This is a genomic window from Nonlabens arenilitoris (assembly GCF_002954765.1).
Lineage (GTDB): Bacteria > Bacteroidota > Bacteroidia > Flavobacteriales > Flavobacteriaceae > Nonlabens > Nonlabens arenilitoris.
The window spans coordinates 1057607-1078471 of sequence record NZ_MTPW01000001.1 but is presented as its reverse complement, the minus strand read 5'-3'; the positions used below and the strand labels follow the sequence as shown (position 1 = coordinate 1078471).

The window sequence follows — 20865 nt, the reverse complement described above, 5'->3', positions numbered from 1 at the left end:
CTTTTAAAACAATATCTAACCTCTAAGACTGACAAGCTGTTGAAAAATGCTGTTTGAATTGCCGTAACGAGCGGCAACAGAATCGTATTTTTGATGCTCACTTATAAGTATACGGTTTGTCAAAGAAGGTTAAGAAGGTCACTCCATTAATGCAACAATACAACAGGATAAAGACTAAATATCCAGATGCATTGTTGCTTTTCCGTGTTGGAGATTTTTATGAAACCTTTGGAGAGGATGCCATTAAGACTGCGCGCATTTTAAATATTGTCTTAACCAGTAGAAATAATGGTGGAGAACCTATTGAACTAGCAGGTTTTCCTCATCATTCAATGAATACTTACTTACCTAAATTAGTAAAGGCCGGTGAGCGAGTTGCCATATGTGATCAACTAGAAGATCCTAAACAAACTAAAACAATAGTAAAAAGAGGTGTTACTGAGTTAATCACTCCTGGAGTAGCTCTTAACGATGAAGTATTACAGTCCAAAAGCAACAACTTTTTAGCTGCGGTAACGGTAAATAAAAATATTTATGGAGTAGCATTTTTGGATATTTCTACAGGTGAATTTTTAGTGAGTCAAGGGTCGAGAGAAGAGATTGATAAACTATTACAAAACTTCAATCCTAGTGAGGTATTGATCAATCGCAAGGATAAAACCTTGTTAAGAGAAGATTTTCCATATGATTTGCCATATTTCTTTCTAGAAGATTGGGTGTTTCAAATAGACTTTGCACGAGAATCTTTATTAAAACATTTTAAAATCAATTCATTAAAAGGATTTGGTATTGAAAAATTAGAGGAGTCTATAACAGCCGCTGGAGCTATCCTACATTATCTAGAAGAAACACAACATCACAAAGTAGATCATATTGCAGGAATTTCTAGGATAGTAGATGAGGATCATGTCTGGATGGATCGATTTACTGTGCGCAATTTAGAATTATACCAGGCCTTAAGCTCTGGTGCAGTTACGCTCATTGATGTCATAGATCAAACTACAACGGCCATGGGCGGTCGTATGTTAAAAAGATGGCTAGCGTTTCCATTAAAAAACAAGCAACAAATAGAGAGAAGACATGATATAGTTGAGTTCTTTACAAAATCTTCAGAAACTTTAAATGCAATAAAGCTTGAGTTTAAGCGCATGAGTGATTTAGAAAGATTGGTCTCTAAAGTTGCTGTTGGTAAAATATGTCCTCGAGAGGTTGTACAACTTAAAAATAGTCTCGAGGCTATAGATCCTGTAAAAATAATAGCAGAAGATTCTGGTAATAAAGCCCTGCAATCCTTAGGTGATAATCTTAATGCTTGTACTCACTTGACTAGTTTAATCAAGGAGTCAATAGATGAAGAGGCTCCAGTTAATATATTAAAAGGTAGAACTATAGCTGCTGGTTATAACAGTGAGCTAGATGAGTTGAGAGGTTTAGCTAACAGTGGTAAAGAGTACCTTGATAATATGCTTGCTAGACATACCGAGGAAACTGGGATAACTAGTTTGAAGATTGCAAGTAATAATGTGTTTGGTTATTACATTGAGGTTAGAAACACTCACAAGGATAAGGTACCAGAAGAGTGGATTAGAAAACAAACGCTGGTTAACGCAGAGCGATATATTACTGAAGAATTAAAAGAATATGAATCAAAAATATTAGGTGCCGAAGAACGTATTAATGCTCTACAGCAAGAGTTGTTTTATAAAATTGTTCAAGAAATTGTGCCTTTTATTAAAGTGATACAAAATAATGCTCAATTGATTGGGCAATTAGATTGTTTAATATCATTTGCAGCACATGCGGTACAAAGTAATTATGTTAGACCGCGACTATTAGAAGGTGATGCTTTAGAGATTATTGGAGGCAGACATCCTGTGATAGAAAAAATGCTTCCTGCAGATAAGCCATATATACCTAATGATGTTTTGTTAGATAGAGATCAACAGCAGGTCATTATGATAACCGGTCCCAATATGAGTGGTAAATCTGCAATCTTAAGACAAACAGCTCTAATAGTGTTATTAGCACAAATGGGGAGTTTTGTGCCAGCCACTGATGTTAAAATGGGTATTGTAGATAAAATATTTACTAGGGTAGGTGCGAGTGACAATATCTCTCAAGGTGAATCTACATTCATGACGGAAATGAATGAAAGTGCCAGTATACTTAATAACATTAGCAAAGGAAGTTTAGTATTGTTAGATGAAATAGGTAGAGGAACAAGTACTTATGACGGTATTTCAATTGCATGGGCAATAACAGAGTATTTACATGAGCATCCTTATATGCCTAAAACACTTTTTGCTACTCATTATCATGAATTAAATGAGATGACTGAGATGTTTGATCGTATTAAGAATTTTAATGTTGAGGTAAAAGAACTGAAGGATAAGGTTTTGTTTATGCGCAAGCTCATCCCTGGAGGTAGTCATCATAGCTTTGGTATCCATGTGGCAAAAATGGCAGGAATGCCGCAACAAGTCATTAAGAAAGCAAATAAAATATTAAAAAGGCTTGAAAAAAGTCATCAACAAGAGGATTCTAAAAAAGTTTTGCAAAATACTCAGGAAGAAGAAATGCAATTGAGTTTTTTCAATTTAGATGATCCTTTATTACAAAATATTAAAGAAGAGATACTTATGGTTGATATTGATACGCTTACTCCAGTGGAAGCACTCATGAAACTGAACGAGATTAAACGTATGCTTCAAGGAAAATAATTTTTATCAAATATTTTTAATTGAAACTCTTTGCAGATAAAGGAAAGTTGTTAAATTTGCACTCGCTTTGAAAAGCTTTTGAGTTTTTCAATTTTGCGAAAGTAGCTCAGGGGTAGAGCATCACCTTGCCAAGGTGGAGGTCGCGGGTTCAAATCCCGTCTTTCGCTCTAAAGTTTGTTCTTAAAAAGATTATAATAATACCAATGATGTGTCGCGGACACAATCGCTCGAGTGGTGGAATTGGTAGACACGTTGGACTTAAAATCCAATGGGTAGTAATGCCCGTACGGGTTCAAGTCCCGTCTCGAGTACTAAGAGGTTGTTCAGAAATGAATAACCTCTTTTTTATTTGTAATAATCTTAAATAAATTACTAATCTATAGCATGAGCTACTCAAGCCTTCTAGATTGTAGTGCCTTGAGTAACGGGTAGACTTAAGGGATAAATAGCATAATTTTGTATATAAAGGTATGATAATACATATATCATTTTTAAATTATTTTTTGTGCTGACGTTAAATCCAAAGCATAAAAAAACCGCCTCACAGGCGGTTTTATTATTTCAAAGAAAAATAGATTATTTACCAATCATTTTTTTCCGGCTTCTGTTGCTTTATCAGCAGCTCCTTTAGCAGCGTCTCCAGCTTTATCAACTGCATTGTTTGCAGCATCTTTAGCGCCATCTACAGCATTATTTGCAGCATCTTTTGCTCCTTCAGCTGCATTGTTAGCAGCATCTTTAACACCGTCAACTGCATTATTTGCAGCGTCTTTTGCTCCATCTATAGCATTTCCTGCAGCATCTTTTGCGCTTTCAGCAGCGTCACCAGCGGCATCCATTGCGTCATCAGCAGCATCACCAGCAGCATCCATTGCATCGCCAGCAGCGTCTCCTGCAGCATCTGCAGCATTTTCAACGCCATTTGCAGCATCTTCCATTCCTTTTTCTACTTCTCTACATCCTACAGCGAACATAAGAGAAAGAGCCATCGCTCCAATAAATAATTTTTTCATTTTGAGGTAGATTTATTGATTTATTAAACAAATGTATACTTTTTGATTAAATAACTTAATTTCTATTTTACATTTAGCTATTTATCGACTAAAAGCATGATTTTAACTATGATTTGAAGGTAAACAGGTTATTTTGTCAATTCTTGTAAATTTTAAACTTTCTCACTTAAATATTTCCAATACCTTTTAGGCACATGTTGAAGATGTAATTTAATATTCTTTCTAGATTGAATATTTGTACTTTTAAAATATTGATTCCATAAATCTCTGTAATTATTTTCTACTTCTTCAAATTTTGTTTTTGCCGATAGCTTATGGCTATAAGAATTGTTATTGTTGTTTAAGATACCGCGTTGGCCTTTAGGTGTTTTAAATTCGATATGTACTTCTTGAACATTAATTTGATTATAACTTATGCCATAGTCACGACTTAAGTCATATATGATCCAGTTTTGATCTGCATATCTATTTTTAAAATGTTTTACGATTAATGGCAATACATTAAAATCTGGTTCAATATTAGCATAGTACGTTTCTTCATCTATTAAATGAAATCTAACAAAGGCCTCCATTCTGTGTTTTTCTCTACCTACCATTTTTGCCGCTTGTGCAATCTTTAAAACTACTGGATTTGTGAAATCACCACCTGGAGCTTTTTTTGCCTGAAAAGTCATTTTTATATATTCGTAAATAGTGTTTTCCATGCCAGTTATTTCACTTAGAAACGCACAATATACTTGATAGGAATCTCTGTGATTACAAATGGATTCAAAGCGTTTCCATACCCTTTGTGCTTTTACTGTGTCAGTAATAACTATTTCTGTACCATCAAAAAGATTTTTTTGCGTGTTTGAGGCTTTAGAGATAATAGGTAGTTTTATCTTATGATCATATATGGTGAAAATAGCTGTTAATAAACCATTTAAACTACCATCATATAATAATGTAGTAGTCATGAGAACAAATTGAGTTGATAGTTAAAATTCTTTCGATACTTACTTTTAGAATTGAGCATTATCAAACTTTTTATTTTAGCGCTTGTCAGATCTCTTGTCTCAAATTCTCTAGAATTACAAGTTAAAAAATACTTAGATCGATTCATCGAGATGCCTATTGCTTTAAGATGCTCCCAATTTAGTTTTCTATAACGTCTAGCACTTAAAATCTTGCCTACTGATTTCATACCTATACCTGGTACACGAGCAATCATTCGTTTATCAGCTTTATTAATATCTACAGGAAATTGATCCAGATTACGCAATGCCCATGAAAGTTTAGGGTCTATATCCATATCTAGATTTAGATGTGACTCGTTAAGTATTTCCTGAATATTAAATCCATAAAATCTTAGCAACCAGTCGGTCTGGTAAAGTCTGTTTTCTCTCATCATAGGTACTTCTGTACCAATAGCTGGTAATCTAGAGTCGTTTGCCACAGGTATATATCCAGAGTAGTATACACGCTTCATTTGAAATTTATTGTAAAAGAAATTTGCGCTGTACATTATATCGCGATCACTTTCACCAGTTGCACCTACTATCATTTGTGTGCTTTGACCTGCCGGTGCATAAATAGGCGTGTTTTTTATGAGTTTTTTTTCTGATTTATATATCTGAATAGAATTCTGAACCGCTTTCATCGGTTTAATAAAATCTTTATGATCCTTATCAGGCGCTAGTAATTTTAATCCTTCTTTAGTAGGGATTTCAATATTTACAGATAATCGGTCAGCATATAATCCTGCTTCTTGCATTAACTCGTCACTAGCACCTGGAATCGACTTAAGGTGAATATAACCATTGAAATTTTCTTCTTCTCTTAACTTTTTTGCTACCCTTATCAATCTTTCCATTGTTGCATCAGGACTTTTAAAAATTCCAGAACTTAAAAACAATCCTTCAATATAATTGCGACGGTAAAAATTTATAGTGAGGTCAACTACTTCTTGTACAGTAAAAGCAGCACGTTTAATATCGTTAGACTTTCTAGTCACGCAATAAGCACAGTCAAATATGCATACGTTAGTTAGTAAAATTTTAAGCAGGGATACACAGCGACCATCTTCAGTATAAGTATGACATATACCCATGCCGCTAGAATCGCCTAGTCCTTTGTTTTTGTTTTGTCTTTTACTACCACTACTACTGCAGCTTACATCATATTTTGCAGCATCTGCTAGAATTTCTAATTTTTCTTTTATTCTCTCGTAATTCATTTGTGTTGACTATTCAGCTTTTTATAAGCTCTATTAAAAGTTATGACATCTTATTACAATCAGCCAGTTTTACTTGATTTTCTCGACGCTCCAGGTTGATGTATTTTTATTTTTTCATGGGGTAATTCTAGCTTACGATATCCATTACTATTGCCCATTCTACGATCCCGTAGATTAGATTGTTTTTCTAATCGTTGCATGGTTTGTGGATTCTCTTCTGCAAATCTTGGATCTTGAATATAATCTGCCTTATGCATATTATGTACCTCAATAGAATAGAAATCAAATTCTTCTACCACCTTACCATATATTTTATAGATTCCGCTTCCGCGGAAGGTAATTTTAGCAGCTACCGGCGGAAACATGACAGTGTCAAAAAAATCACCGTTAACATCTAGAAAAGTGCCGAATTGCATGCGTTTGCCATTAGCAGTGTGTGTCGTTTTAATATTCACTACATAGCCATACATTAATATCATTTTATTGTGATGTGCTTTCATGTCTGCACGAGCATAATTATTTTGAGGTCGCTCTAGTAATAAATCAAAATGAGAACATAAAGGAAATCCCAAGAGCTCTATTTGTTCATAAGCCATCTCTAAAGCTGTTGTATGTAATTTAGGTATGGTGGTTTCTTTATGTTCAGGTATAAATAATTTATTCTGTATATATTTCTGAGGTGATTTATCCAATTTAAAATGAGCATGCCACAATAATTCATATCGATCTATTCCTGTAAATCTAAAAGCATCTATACGTATTAAAAGAGCTAACTGCTCTATACTTATCAGTACTCGGTCTATAAAGTTTTCTAATGATTTAAAAGATCCATCTAGATGACGTGCCTCGATAATACGTATCATCGTTTTTTTCTCTAGTTCTTTAAGGTAGCTGTAGCCCAGATAGATGCTGGTTCCCTTTATCACATTTGCAATATCACTATGGTTAATACATGGAGGCTCTATAATTGCACCGCATTTCTTTGCTTCATGCACATAAAGTTCGGGTCTGTAAAAGCCACCACCATTATTAAGTGTAGCAACCATGTATTCTAATGGGAAGTACTTTTTAAGGTAAAGACTTTGGTAGCTTTCTACCGCATATGATGCTGAGTGACCTTTAGCAAAAGCATAACCAGCAAAACTTTTAATCTGGTTCCATATCTCTTCTGTTTGTATAGGATCATGTCCTATATCGATACAATTTTGAAAGTACTTTCGTTCTACTTTTTGAAACTCCTCACGCGATCGATACTTTCCACTCATCCCACGTCTTAACACGTCAGCTTCAGCAAGGTCTAGTTTTGCATAATAGTGTGCAACTTTAATAACATCTTCTTGATATACCATAATACCATAGGTTTCCGGCATTATTTCTTGCATGATAGGATGCGCTTCTTTACGTTTTTCAGGATATCGTGTACGTAATATAAACTCGCGCATCATACCGCTTTGTGCAACTCCAGGTCGTATGACAGAACTTGCAGCAACTAATCCTATATAATCATTAGTAGCGAGTTTACTTAGTAACATTCTCATTGCTGGCGACTCAATATAAAAACAACCTATACATTTTGCCTGTGAGATCATGTTATTAATCTCTGGGTCTTGCATAAATATTTTTACATCTGTATGTAGGTTTGCTATAGAGGCATTGGGTTGATTGTATTTAATAATCTCTATGGTATCTCGTATTTTCCCTAGGCCACGCTGTGCTAGAATATCAAATTTGTGGATTCCAGCATCTTCTGCAATATGCATGTCAAATTGTACGGTGCGATAACCCTTAGGTGGTAAACTGGTAGCACTATAGTAATGAATAGGTTTTTCAGTGATTAAAATTCCGCCAGCATGTATGCTTGTATAATTGGGCATATCTTTTATTAAATGGCTGTATTTTAATACTAATTGATGCATTTGATCCAGTTGCTCTATTTGGAAATGACCAGTGGTAAGCATATCTATATCTGTTCTAGGTAAACCAAAGACTTTACCTAATTCTCTTATCACTGCTCGATATTGAAAAGTATTATAAGTTGCTAGCAACGCTACATTATTAAATTCATTGAAGATAAAGCGTGTAATATCTTCCCTGTCGTCCCATGCAAAATCGATATCAAAATCTGGTGGACTTGTTCTATAGTCATTAATAAAACGTTCAAAGTATAGATCTAGTTCTATAGGGTCAACCTCTGTAATTTTAAGTAAATAAGCTAAAATGCTATTTGCGCCACTACCACGACCTACATAAAAGAATCCTTTACTGCGAGCATATTCACAGATGCGCCAGTTAATTAAAAAATATGCGACAAAACCTTTTTTATGGACTATTCCTATTTCTTTCTCTATGCGCTCAATAACCGCAGTTTTATCTTCCTTATTTCGATACCTATCTTTAATGCCATCATAAGCTAACTTTCTCAACTTAACATAATCTGCTTCTTTACTAGTGCTGTAGACTTGTTGATTTGCATTAAGTTGTGCGTTTTCAAAATTGAAAGTGACATGACATTGTGATAATAATTGTGTCGTATTTTGAAGGATTATAGGATATTCTTCAAAAACTTTTTTTAATTGATAAACAGGAATCATCTGGTCTTCAATATTACCTTGTTGCGACTCTGGCAGTTGACTCAAAAGAATATTAAGATCTATACAGCGCAATAGTCGGTGTGCATTAAAATCTTTTTTAGACCTAAAACTTACTGTTTGCATTACAACCATTTTATCCAGCATGTTTACATAACTAGTAAATGGCATTTTACGTAATGTGGCTGTAGAGATACCTATGTATTCGCTTTCGCGAAAGCGAACTTTACCAATCTCTATTACTCTATTAAATGGATATATAATGTATGCATTATTAAAGGCTGGTGCCTGTGAAGGGAATGGAATTTTATTTTCTAGATGATTAGATAGAAAAGTGTTGAGCTCTTGAAAACCTTCATTATTTCTTGCAATACCTATATATTGTTGCTGGTGCTTATTTCTAAAATCTATACCCAGTACACCGTGTAGTTGATGTTGTGCGCATAGTCTTATAAAATTAAGACAGGCACTGGTATTGTTAATATCTGTAAGAACAATGGTTTGCACATCATTTTTTAGGGCAAGTTCAATGAGGTCCTGCTCATTAAAAGTCCCGTAACGCAATGAATAATATGTGTGATTATTTAAATACAAATTGAGCCTTTTTACTGTTTGCGATGTGCTAGGACTACAGGTGGTAATCCATTAAATGGGTTTAACATTCTACCTATGGTTTTTGACTCCATTCCAGCGGCTCTCATAACAGTTCTATCGCCATATTTTTCCCTTATTTTATCTAATGCCTTATATAAGTTCATAGAGGTTTCATTATCGTCAAAAAGATTAATCTGATAGTGTCCATTTACTATGTGCGAGAATTTTATCCCTATCAATCTTATCAAAAGTCTACGATTGTAAAGTTTTTCAAAGATTTCTAAGATGTGTGGAATTAAAATATGGTCTGCGCTACAATACGGGATACGCATTTGTTTTGTATAGGTGTTAAAGTCAGAGTATTTTATCTTAACATTAATACAGCCAGTTAACTTATCACCACGTCTTAATTGAAAAGCTAGATTTTCTGTCATGGCAATAAGAATTGATTTTAATTTTTTAATATCTATAGTGTCACGGTCAAAAGTGCGCTCTGTGCTTATAGATTTACGTTCATTAAAGGCAACTACCGGTCTGTTATCTATTCCTTGTGCACGTCGCCATATTATACCGCCATTTTTACCTAGTACATTAACCATCATTTCTTCAGGCATTTCTTGAATAGTACCAATGCGTTTAATGCCTAGATGTCTTAGTGTTTGATACGTTTTATCGCCTACCTGTGGTATCTTTTTTATGGAAAGAGGTGCTATAAAAAGCTTTTCTGTCCCTTGAGAGATCATAAGCTGGTTATTAGGTTTTGCCTCGCCAGTGGCGATTTTTGATACTACCTTATTAGCGGACAAGCCAAATGATATAGGTAATCCAGTTTCTTTAATGATTTTCTTGCGTATCTCTGTGGCTAGTTTATAACAGCCATAGAAACGATCTGTTCCAGACAGGTCTGCATAGAATTCATCAATACTCGATTTCTCAAAAAGAGGTGTTTCTTGTTTGATAATCTCAGTAACTTCATCAGAGTGTTTTGAATAGATACCAGCATTTCCTCTTATTACCACAGCTTCTGGGCAAAGCTGTTTTGCTAGTTTCATAGACATTCCACTATGTACTCCATAACCTCTAGTTTCATAACTGCAGGCAGCCACCACACCGCGGTCACTAGTGCCACCTACTAATATAGGACGATTAGTAAGGCGTGCATCCATCTTTCTTTCTACAGATACGTAGAACGTATCTAGATCTAGATGTATGATTTGTTTATCGCTCATGACTTATAGTGTTTCTTATCGCGAGTTATATAATGGGTTATGGTGTTTATCGCTTTTCTTTTAAAACTAGCGGTCAAAAAACCTCACAAGATTTTTCTTGTGAGGTTTATAGACTAACACGTTTGTTATTTTATGTGCTACAGTTTAATTAATCTGCCATGTTTTTAATCACTAGATCATTTACTGTAGGCTCCATAAAGCTCACAAAACCTTCTTTTTCAATTTCGTTTTTAAAATGAATTCCATTTTGTGATAAGACTTCATTTAAAGTATGATATACCTTGTGAATAAGGTCTTCTGTTTCGGCTACTTTATCAGACCAGGTTTTTACTTCATAAACTACTGTCATACTTTCCTGCTGTCTTGTTTTTCTAGACATTATAAGTTGTTCAACTTTTTGAGCTAGTTCTGTTTTTATGAGTTCTATATTCATTTCTTGATACATTTTAAAAAAGTATGAATTGGTCTCCTTCAACTAGACGCTCTTTTCTAATAGTAAAGGTGTGGTCTTCTGCATATTTGAGACGCTCATATAGGCAGCGATCATAATCTTTAAATAATTTTTCACCGGTAGGTTTTAATAATTCAAGACCATTAGCATCTGGTTTTTTAATTTTTTGAGAGATAGGATAAGCGTTGAATCCTTTAGAATCAAAAGGTCTCATGAGTTTTGAAATCTCTGCAGTCTTTAAGTCAGGCTGTATCCAGCGCTGCTCATCTTCTTTACTTAAAACTACAGGAGATCTGTGATGACCTATGCGACTTATTAATCTATTTGCAGTTGTTGTAACCATCGCAACGGTATGATAAATTTCACCAGTAAGTGGATGCTGCCACGAATCATGTATACCAGCAATAGCAAATGGACCGCGATCTCGATTAGGGTATACCAGATAAGGTTTATTTAATTTCTCTTGCTTTGGTCCTTCAATAAAAGCATCAACTAATATTAAACAACGTTGAGACTTAATTGCGTGTCTAAACATGGGCTTATTAAATATACCTAATGTACCCTTGTAGTTCATCTCATTTTCTACATTGTGACTACCTTCACTACGCGCATTTAACATATAAGTTTGCTTATGTGCCCAGTGTGGTGTAAAACCATATGTAAATAATTGAATCTCGCCAGGCGCATCACTTGTAATTACAGGAAGTTGCTCACCAGCAGATATGTTTACATTCTCTGATAACTGAACATTTTTTTTAAAGACAGCATTAAAGCGCTTTTCTAATTGCTCTTGCGGTGTTATTATAGTTGCTCTTCCACACATAATAGTTTGTTTTATGGAAATATTCCAAGAATCATTCCGTTGTACAGGTCAAATGTATGGAATAATTCCAATAAATAGGAAATAATCCTATGTTAAAATTGGAAATATTCCTAAAAAGGCTATATTTGTTCTATGGCACAAGAGATATCTATAGAAGCACAACGCTTTAAAAAAGTAAGAGAAGAGTTAGGGAAAACCCAATCAGAGTTTGCAGAACTGCTAGGTGCAGGAAGCACTACTGCAGATATAGAAAGAGGTAAAAAGAAAATAACCGGTAAAATCGTGACAGAACTTTTGCGTCAGTTTCATATTAACCCATTGTGGTTATATGGTAGTAGTTATAATAAACACCTTGAAACTACAGCAAGCACAACTCCTAAAATTATAAGTTTGGATACTAATGATCGTGAAAACATGATCATGGTTCCTATAAAGGCTAGTGCTGGATATGCAAGTAATGTGTTAGATACTGACTGGTATCAAGATTTACCTGCCTTCAATATTCCTTTACCTCAATATAAGGAAGGTAGCTTTAGAGCTTTTCAAGTACGTGGTGATAGTATGTTACCAGTCTTACAACCAGCTGAATGGGTAATGGGTAAATCTGTTGAAAGTGTAAGGCAAGCAAATGATAACCGCATACATGTTGTCGTTACCGCAGACACTGTAGTTGTTAAAAAATTACGTAAATCAGAAATTAGTGATTTAGTAAATCTTATTTCTTTAAATCGTGATTATCCTGTTATTGAGCAACCTATTTCTGAAATCAAAGAGCTTTGGGAAGTCAATTCAAAGTTGAGCTTTGATCTAGATGTTCATGAAGGAGAAGAGGCTATGATTTCCTTAAAACAAGGCTTGGATAGTTTGCGTGATGAGATCGCACAACTCAAAAAATAAAATGATACTTAGCGGTTTTTGTAATTCGCTTTCGCGAAAGCGAACTAACAAATGCATAATAATTTATTGAAAATCCTTGATGAGCTTTTATAAACTATATGACTTCCTGCGGGACTTACAGAAAAATAATTCAAAAGACTGGATGGATGAGAACAGAAAGCGTTATCACGAGATACGCGACTGGTATATTCAATGGTTAGATGAATTAAATGTTGAACTAGCGAGAATTGATGATGATTATAATGACACGCCTGGTCGTAAAGCAATTAATCGTATCAATAATAATTTAATGTTTCACCCCAATAAGCCTGTTTACAAGGATCATCTTGGGGCAGGAATGGATCTTTCTTCACATGGGAAACAAGGTGATTTCTATATACATTTAGGAACTCAAGAGTCTTTTATCGCTGGTGGATTTTATAAACCTAAAAAGAAAATTTTAGACTCGTTAAGAGATGCTATAGATTATAATGGTGCTGATTATAAAAGGATACTTAATAAAAAGTCCTTTAAAGAAACGTTTTATGTCATTAATGATGGAGATTCATTAAAAACTGCACCTAAAGGATATTCTCAAGATCACGAGCATATCGATTTATTGCGTTTAAAAACGTTTGCAGTTCAACATGATTTAACACAAAAAGAAGTCCTAGCAAACGATTTTAAAGCAAAATGCATCAAGGTGTACAAAGAAATGAAACCCTTTAGAGCCTATCTTAATAAAGCGATTACGGTTTAATCTTCTTTATAAAATACTTTAAACTCTGCGCCCATACCGTAATTGTCATGTCCACTGCGTACTAATGAGGAATTGGGATTATAATTAAGATCAAATAGAACCCATTCTTTATTATTGTAAAAAATACGCCTTACCCATGTTTGTTTTCCCTCTAATTCATTGGTAAATGGTAATAAAGGTCGATAGGTAGTTGAAATTTTTGTAGTCCACGTACAGTTTGTATTTCTCTGTATTTCTTTGCCTTAATTAATTTACCATCTGGTGTAGTATAACCTAAGATCTGGATAGCGGCAAAGATTCCTGCTTGGGGAATATTGATATTTAAATGATCAATATCAATCTCAATAATATCATCTGATTTTTCAGTGATGACATAGGTCATACTAGGATAGAAGGAACGATATGATGGTTGACCATTTTCTACATCATAAAACATGATTCTAATCATAGTAGAAAAGGCTCTTAATTTTCCCTTTTTACTAACTTGACTTTCTTCTTTTACAATAGGAAATTGTAGTTGTGAGATGCGTGTAGGTTGATGATCTATTCTATCAAAGCGTACGGCTATTTCTGACTCTACAGTTGGTAACCAACAGTTGAAATAATTATCATGCGCTATAGGTTTCTGTTTCTTCTTTTTGAACTTACCGTTGAGTTTTGCGCTCAGCATCACGGCTTCTAATTGATCTGCTTCTTGTGCAATTAATATTTCTTTACTCACCAAATCAGCAGCAATAGTTAAGTCTTGATACCCAATAGATGAAATATAAAGCGAATCAACATCTTTATAGAGTTTCCTTGTGAACCTGAAGACTCCATCATCATCTGCAAATGTTCCCTTACCATTACCAAAACTAATGGTAGCAAATGGAACACCTTTTTTAGTAGTAGAATCTTTAATGGTAATGTCTTGACTAGTAGCTACTAAAGAACATATTATTATACTAAGAAATAACCAGTTTTTCATCAATTTGTTTTAAATAGTTAAGCACTTCTCGAGTAGCACCTGTATTACTGTTGATCCAGTGTCCACAAATCATTCCAGTTTTATCACACAAATAATCGTCTGTGAGTAGTTGATCCATAATTTCCATAAATTCGTTAGGACTGGAAACCGAAAATAAACCGCCTAAATCTTCTAACTTTCCTGCCTCAGGAAACTTCTCATAATTCTTGCCTATAATTACTGGTACGCCATATGTCGCGGCTTCTAGTATGTTATGCAAGCCGCTAGTGCCCATTGCACCGCCTACATATGCTATAGTGGCATAGCTATAAGCCTTAGTTAATAATCCAATGGTGTCTATGATTAAAATATTACTTTGCTGTAGATGAGCAACACTTTTAAGAGTCAATGTCTTTTGATTACGTTTTAGAGAAGACCACAAAATGGGTTCGTCATCTAATTGTTGTATGAGCGCTTCAATTTTAATAGGCTCTATCTCGTGTGGCGCGATAATTACTTTGCAATCACCAGATTCATAATTCTCTCTCAACCATTTTTGTAGAACTAAAATATCTTCTGGCCAGCTACTACCTATTACTAGGCATTTTTTATGATCTACAAATTGATCTAAAAAGTCTAAACGGTTGTCACGCTCAATTAATTGACTTGCTCGATCAAAACGAGTGTCGCCACTAACGCTGGCATTGTTAAAACCTAGGTGCGATAGTTTTTTAAATGAGTCCTCGTTTTGTAAAAAGAAATGATCAATTGCTTTAAGGTACTTTGTCATCCAGCTACCGTACCATTTATTGAAAGTCATATTTTCTCTAAAAACACCACTAACTAAAACAGTTTTTATATCGCGTTTGTGTAGTGCTCTTAAGTAATTAGGCCAGAATTCATACTTTACCATAATCACAAGTGAAGGCGCTACAATGTCCATAAATTTAGAAACATTTGCAATAGTGTCCATAGGAAGATAACAAACGGTATCTGCTAGTTGTGTGTTTTTCTTGTTTTCATAACCACTTGGAGAAAAGAATGTTAGGACTATTTGATAGTTTTCTCTATTTAATTTTTCTAAAACAGGAACAATTTGCTCATATTCACCTAGACTAGCCGCATGTACCCATATTTTAGGAATTGTTTTTTTAATACTTTGATTCAGGATATCCCAGGTGCGCGCTCGACCTTTGCAGCCTTGATGAAGTTTTTTGTTAAAAACTCCAGCGACTGGTAATAGAGCATTAGTAACGGTGATAAGACTGTCGTATAATAATTTCAATCTAATAGGTTTTAATCAAAAATAACATAAAAATTACGCTTGGGAAGACCCATGATTATTACGTATTTTTACAAGACTCATCACAACAGCCGTGATGATACTAATATCTTTCTTAAATGCGTAAAATTCAGATGGTTGACCTGAAAGGTCAGTACGAAAAAATAAAAGATCAAGTTAATAATGGCGTGATGAACGTCATAGAATCCACAGCTTTCATTAATGGACCTGAGGTTCACTCTTTTCAAAAAGAACTCGAAGATTATTTAGGTGTAAAACATGTAATACCATGTGCAAATGGAACTGATGCTTTACAGATTGCTATGATGGGATTAGGGTTGCAATCTGGTGATGAAGTTATTACCACAGATTTTACCTTTGCGGCAACGGTAGAAGTAATCGCTTTACTTAATTTAACTCCAGTGCTGGTTGATGTGAATCCATTTGATTTTAATATCGATACTGAAGCAATTAAAAAGGCCATTACTTCTAAAACTAAAGCCATTGTTCCAGTACACTTATTTGGACTTGCGGCTAATATGGATGAAATTATGGCTATCGCAAATGAGCACGGCCTATATGTGATAGAAGATAATGCACAAGGTATAGGTGCTAATTATATGCATAGTGATGGTTCTAAGTCTAAAACGGGTACTATAGGACATGTAGGAACAACTTCTTTTTTTCCTTCTAAAAACTTAGGATGTTATGGTGATGGTGGTGCGATTTTTACAAATGATGATGATCTAGCTCATACCATAAGAGGTGTTGTAAATCACGGTATGTATGAGCGTTACCACCATGACGTGGTAGGTGTAAATTCTAGGTTAGACTCCATGCAGGCAACTGTTTTAAGAGCAAAATTACCGCATTTAGACTCTTATAATAATGCCCGTAGAGATGCTGCTAGAAAATACACAGCAGCCTTTGCGAGTAACGAGAAAATTATCACACCATTAGTTTGTGATAGTTGCGACTGTCACGTTTTTCATCAATACACTTTAGTGATTAAAGATGCAAACCGGGACGAATTAGTAAAGCATTTACAAGCAAATGATATCCCATGTGGCGTCTATTACCCTATTCCATTACACCTGCAAAAAGCATATGCTGATGAGCGCTATAATGAAGATGATTTTAAAGTAACTAACCAACTCGTCAAGGAATGTATCTCTTTGCCTATGCACACTGAGCTGGATGATGAGCAAATTAAGTTTATAACAGATAAGGTATTAGAGTTTGTTAATAGGTAAACTTTAGGCCTGATAATTGATTAAAGAACCACTATGAGAGCAAAATATTATTTACTTTTTATAGTGGTTCTTTTATTACACGCTTTCGCGAAAGCGTATACCTTAACATCCTACGATAAAGAATGTATATACGTCATTGCTAGAAATGGCCTGAACATGCGCGATGCTGCTGGACCGCAAGGTAATATTATTGAAAAACTCCCATATGGTACTAAGCTAGACTGGTCACCGCCTAGTTCAACTGACAAGAAGGTTTATGTCATAGACGATGGAGAGAAAATAGAAGGTTACTGGGTGAAAGTATGGCGCAGTGTACCTTATCAAGAACTTAAGGGCAATCCCGAAGGTTATGTTTTTAGTGCATATTTAGACTATCATCTTAAAGAAATCCCTGAACGCTCATTGTATTTATACAACCGTTTCTCGATTCAAGAAGAACAATCTCAAACCTATTTTGAATCTTCTTATCATATAGATAAAGATACCTACAACTATTCTGCTTATATAGATTGCTATCCATGGTATGATGAGCATTTTGGCTATCATTCTGCAAGTAATAACAGTAAAGAAATGTACATCTCGCAACCAGCAGATACGCTGAAAAGTTTCATTAAACTTGAATTGGTGGACTATAATAAAGTCATAAAACAAAAGAAGAAAACAGATTTTGATTTGGATTACAGCTTTCAACCAGAGTTGTTGCCCATAAACAAAAATGAAAGCGAACATAATTTTCTAAAGCGCTATTATTTACCACTTAAAAATGGCGATTCTTTGGAGATAAAAGCACACACTGGAGAATATCCGCATTGTGTGGAATATATAGGCGAACTTAAAAAACAGAACAAATATCTCGTTGTTGCAGATTTTGAAGGTTTAGAATATGCTTGGATTAATCAATTAACAGGTGAACGTATCAATGGAGCTTTTCCTAAAGTTTCTCCTAATAATAGATATGGAGTAAGCCACGAGATAGTTTACTACGAAGATGGTGCTCAAATAGGAATCAGTTGGCTAGATGCAAATTTAAAAGCAACTAAAAGCCTTTATATAAACTTTCAATCATGGATCGTGAGTTCAAGTCTTGATGATTCTTTCTGGATATCAGATAATGAAATTATTTTAATGGTACATCCTATTGATAATACTATTCAAGAGGTTGAAATGGATGAGCCTATGGAGCCACAATGGCATTATTTAAAATTGACTATTCTGTAGTGATTTTAAAATCGCAATTTCATAACTTCACCTTCCAATTATAATTGTTATGAAATTCAAACTATCTCTTATTCTATTTTTTGCAGTATTGTTCTCCATGGCACAAGACAGTATGACCTATATCCATGCAGGTCACTTGCTCGATACTAAAAAAGGGAATTGGCAAGACCAAATGACCATTACGGTTAAGAATGATCGTGTCTTAAAAGTTGAAAAGGGATTCAAAGATGTCCCAGAAGATGGTACCTATATAGACCTAAAAGATAAATGGGTCATGCCTGGTTTTACAGACATGCATGTGCACATGGAGACAGAATATAATCCGCATGCTTATGTGGCAAAATATGTAGATGACCCAGCAGATGTTGCTTACAGCTCCGTTCAATATGCAGAGATTACTTTACTATCTGGATTTACAACTGTTAGAGATCTAGGAGGTAGCGGTATCAATATATCTTTAAGAGATGCTATTAACTCTGGTAAGGTTCCAGGACCTAGAATATTTACTGCTGGAAAATCTATTGCCACAACTGGTGGACACGCAGATCCTACTAATGGTAGCAATCAGAAGTTGATGGGCGATCCAGGACCACGTGAAGGAGTCGCAAACTCACCGGCCGAAGGTCGTGAAGCAGTAAGACATCGCTATAAAAATGGAGCAGACTGTATTAAAATCACTGCTACTGGTGGAGTGTTAAGTGTGGCAAAAAACGGCAGCAATCCACAATTTACTGTAGAGGAAATAAAAGCGATTACTGAAACTGCTGCAGATTATGGTTTTCACGTGGCGGCACATGCTCATGGAGATGAAGGAATGCGTCGCGCTGTTTTAGGTGGTGTGAAAACTATTGAGCACGGAACGTATATGAGCGAAGAAACCATGGATTTAATGAAGAAAATGGACTGTTACCTAGTTCCTACTATCACTGCAGGAAAAGAAGTTGCTGAAAAAGCTGAAGTAGATGGATTCTATCCAGCTATAGTAGTCCCTAAAGCCAGAACTGTAGGTCCACAAATTCAAGGCACATTTGGTCGTGCTTATAAACGTGGTGTTCCTATTGTTTTTGGGACTGACGCAGGAGTTTTTGCACACGGTAAAAACGCAAAGGAATTTGGTTATATGCATGAGGCTGGAATGCCTATCATGGAAGCTATTCAAAGTGCTACCATCACTCCAGCTATTATATTAAAAGAAGAAAACAACATAGGTCAAGTCCAACAAGGTTTCTATGCAGACATCATTGCTGTCTCAGAAAACCCTGAAGAAAATGTAGCAACTCTAGAAGTGATGAGTTTTGTTATGAAGGATGGAGTGGTTTATAAGAAATGATTCGATAAGTTTTAATATTTAAAAAAGGCTATTCTCCAGAAGAATAGCCTTTTATATCATTATCTGTAGCAATTCTATAACGCACTATGATTCTTAAATCCTTTCTCTTCAAGATACTTCACGTATTCATGAGTATTCACTGTTGCTTTTAAATCGTGTAAGAGATTATAAAGTCCGAAGAACGTACGGTTAATGTACAAGAAATGCTTGCTACCGCGGTTACCGTTCATTTTACGTAATTCCTTATCGTTACTATATTTTTCACTTAGAGAAGAAATCTCATCCCAGAAAGCGCTATCTGAGAAGTCAAAGGTCTTTTCTTGGAATGGCTTTGTAAACAGACTCAACATCTCGTGAAATAAGGCACTGAAATACGTGATTTCTTTCTCACTATCATCAGTTCTCAGAATTTCTAATTCAAACAACTTTGCCTTAAAAATCTCTGGATTGTTAATACTAGCTGGAACAGCCAGTTCAAAGTAAGGCTGGTAGAATTCGTCAACAATTTCTTTAATACAGCCAAAATCGATCGCGATTAGTTCTTCATTTTTAGAAATCAAAAAATTCCCAGGATGTGGATCTGCATGAACAGCTTTTAAACCGTGCATTTGAAACATATAAAAGTCCCAAAGCGTTTGTCCTAGCTTATTACCAGTATCTGCAGAGAATTCTGTTTTTGCAAACTCACTTAAATGCTGTCCAGTCATCCAGTCCATTGTGATAATACGCTTGCTGGAAAGCTCTGGATAGTAGGTGGGGAATTTTAAATTTGGGATATGAGAGCAAGCCTCAGTGATTGCTACACTTTGTTTTACCTCAAGTTCGTAATCAGTCTCTTCAGTTAATTTATCTTCTACCTCAGCAAAGTAACGTTTTGAATCTTCACCTTTAAGGTTAAACATTTTTATCGCAATAGGTTTTACCATGGCAAGGTCACTACCTATAGACTCTGCCACGCCAGGATATTGAATTTTTACGGCTAGTTCTTTACCATCCTTAGTTGCTTTGTGAACCTGACCTATGCTTGCTGCATTTACAGAATCTTTTGAGAAGGTATCATATATTTCTTCAGGAAAAGCACCTTGATATTTCTTGAAAGTCTTGCGCACAAGTGGTGCACTTAGTGGAGGCACACTAAACTGGGCAAGACTGAATTTCTCAACATAAGCACCAGGCAACAAACTCTTATCCATAGAAAGCATTTGCGCTACTTTAAGCGCACTACCTTTTAAGCTTTTCAACCCATCATAAATATCGGTAGCATTATCCTCATCTAGCGATGAACGATCCATGGATGGATTCACTGCTTTTTTAGAATAATACTTGATATAATTAGCACCGATTTTAGCGCCAGTTTTCACTAGCTCTGTGGTACGGCCTATTTTACTGGTAGGTATTTTATCTAGTGTTTTCATATTAATTTACTTTGTGAAATCCACTTCGACAAGCTCAGTGTGACACTCTTGAGATATCTCAAGATTTAAATTTGTAAAATGGTTGGTAACAATAAAGCTTTCGCGAAAGCGTAAAAAACATAAACTAATTTCTTCAATCTGGATTTTAGATT

General features: G+C 35.1%; 16 protein-coding genes and 2 tRNA genes. 8 read left to right on the top strand and 10 right to left on the bottom strand.

Translation table 11 applies throughout. The annotated features are described in order from the left end of the window. Positions 1 to 116 precede the first annotated feature (116 nt). From mutS to BST92_RS04680, 3 genes are all read left to right on the top strand, one after another. Complete coding sequence (mutS, locus tag BST92_RS04690; protein WP_105070403.1) at positions 117 to 2720, top strand: DNA mismatch repair protein MutS; 2604 nt, start codon at positions 117 to 119, stop codon at positions 2718 to 2720. A gap of 95 nt (positions 2721 to 2815) precedes the next feature. Continuing rightward, positions 2816 to 2887: transfer RNA gene (locus BST92_RS04685), tRNA-Gly, on the top strand. A 58-nt stretch (positions 2888 to 2945) separates the two neighbouring features. Beyond that, positions 2946 to 3031, top strand: a tRNA-Leu gene (locus BST92_RS04680). Between the two features lie 276 nt (positions 3032 to 3307). Here BST92_RS04680 and BST92_RS04675 read toward each other — a convergent pair. From BST92_RS04675 to BST92_RS04645, 7 genes are all read right to left on the bottom strand, one after another. Next, positions 3308 to 3733, bottom strand: a complete 426-nt coding sequence (locus tag BST92_RS04675) for a hypothetical protein (RefSeq protein ID WP_105070402.1) — start codon at positions 3731 to 3733, stop codon at positions 3308 to 3310. Positions 3734 to 3885: 152 nt separating this feature from the next. Further along, entirely contained in the window at positions 3886 to 4689 is an 804-nt protein-coding gene (locus BST92_RS04670) for a TIGR03915 family putative DNA repair protein (RefSeq protein WP_105070401.1), read from the bottom strand. Further along, positions 4686 to 5948 carry a putative DNA modification/repair radical SAM protein gene (locus BST92_RS04665; protein WP_105070400.1) on the bottom strand — a complete coding sequence of 421 codons (1263 nt, stop codon included), beginning with the start codon at positions 5946 to 5948 and terminating at the stop codon, positions 4686 to 4688. The genes BST92_RS04670 and BST92_RS04665 overlap by 4 nt, the downstream gene beginning before the upstream one ends. A 59-nt stretch (positions 5949 to 6007) precedes the next feature. Beyond that, positions 6008 to 9130, bottom strand: coding sequence for a DNA polymerase III subunit alpha (locus BST92_RS04660; protein ID WP_105070399.1), 3123 nt, complete (start codon positions 9128 to 9130; stop codon positions 6008 to 6010). Positions 9131 to 9141: 11 nt separating this feature from the next. Beyond that, complete coding sequence (gene dinB / locus BST92_RS04655; RefSeq protein WP_105070398.1) at positions 9142 to 10359, bottom strand: DNA polymerase IV; 1218 nt, start codon at positions 10357 to 10359, stop codon at positions 9142 to 9144. Positions 10360 to 10507: 148 nt separating this feature from the next. Continuing rightward, entirely contained in the window at positions 10508 to 10792 is a 285-nt protein-coding gene (locus tag BST92_RS04650; protein WP_105072200.1) for a hypothetical protein, read from the bottom strand. A gap of 13 nt (positions 10793 to 10805) precedes the next feature. Further along, complete coding sequence (locus BST92_RS04645) at positions 10806 to 11633, bottom strand: SOS response-associated peptidase (RefSeq protein ID WP_105070397.1); 828 nt, start codon at positions 11631 to 11633, stop codon at positions 10806 to 10808. A gap of 132 nt (positions 11634 to 11765) precedes the next feature. Between BST92_RS04645 and BST92_RS04640 the strand changes: the two genes are divergently transcribed. Together BST92_RS04640 and BST92_RS04635 are read left to right on the top strand one after the other, a co-directional pair. Continuing rightward, the gene (locus tag BST92_RS04640) at positions 11766 to 12530 is read left to right on the top strand and encodes a LexA family transcriptional regulator (protein ID WP_105070396.1); all 765 of its coding nucleotides are present in this window, start codon (positions 11766 to 11768) and stop codon (positions 12528 to 12530) included. A 79-nt stretch (positions 12531 to 12609) separates the two neighbouring features. Next, on the top strand, positions 12610 to 13269 hold the full coding sequence (locus BST92_RS04635) for a DUF2461 domain-containing protein (protein ID WP_105070395.1): 660 nt from the start codon (positions 12610 to 12612) through the stop codon (positions 13267 to 13269). A gap of 151 nt (positions 13270 to 13420) precedes the next feature. Here BST92_RS04635 and BST92_RS04630 read toward each other — a convergent pair whose 3' ends face one another. Beyond that, positions 13421 to 14236 (bottom strand): carboxypeptidase-like regulatory domain-containing protein, encoded by an 816-nt coding sequence (locus BST92_RS04630; RefSeq protein ID WP_211292439.1) that lies wholly within the window; start codon positions 14234 to 14236, stop codon positions 13421 to 13423. Further along, positions 14214 to 15500, bottom strand: a complete 1287-nt coding sequence (locus BST92_RS04625) for a 3-deoxy-D-manno-octulosonic acid transferase (protein WP_105070394.1) — start codon at positions 15498 to 15500, stop codon at positions 14214 to 14216. The genes BST92_RS04630 and BST92_RS04625 overlap by 23 nt, the downstream gene beginning before the upstream one ends. Before the next feature lie 116 nt (positions 15501 to 15616). Between BST92_RS04625 and BST92_RS04620 the strand changes: the two genes are divergently transcribed. Genes BST92_RS04620 through BST92_RS04610 form a run of 3 tightly spaced genes read left to right on the top strand, consistent with a single transcriptional unit; the run spans position 15617 to position 19298 of the window. After that, positions 15617 to 16750: a DegT/DnrJ/EryC1/StrS family aminotransferase gene (locus BST92_RS04620; protein WP_105070393.1), complete on the top strand. Its 1134-nt coding sequence runs from the start codon at positions 15617 to 15619 to the stop codon at positions 16748 to 16750. Between the two features lie 33 nt (positions 16751 to 16783). After that, positions 16784 to 17968, top strand: a complete 1185-nt coding sequence (locus BST92_RS04615; protein WP_105070392.1) for an SH3 domain-containing protein — start codon at positions 16784 to 16786, stop codon at positions 17966 to 17968. 49 nt (positions 17969 to 18017) lie between these two features. Next, on the top strand, positions 18018 to 19298 hold the full coding sequence (locus tag BST92_RS04610; protein ID WP_105070391.1) for a metal-dependent hydrolase family protein: 1281 nt from the start codon (positions 18018 to 18020) through the stop codon (positions 19296 to 19298). A gap of 74 nt (positions 19299 to 19372) precedes the next feature. Here BST92_RS04610 and BST92_RS04605 read toward each other — a convergent pair whose 3' ends face one another. After that, complete coding sequence (locus BST92_RS04605) at positions 19373 to 20713, bottom strand: ABC1 kinase family protein (protein ID WP_105070390.1); 1341 nt, start codon at positions 20711 to 20713, stop codon at positions 19373 to 19375. Between the last annotated feature and the right edge of the window lie 152 nt (positions 20714 to 20865).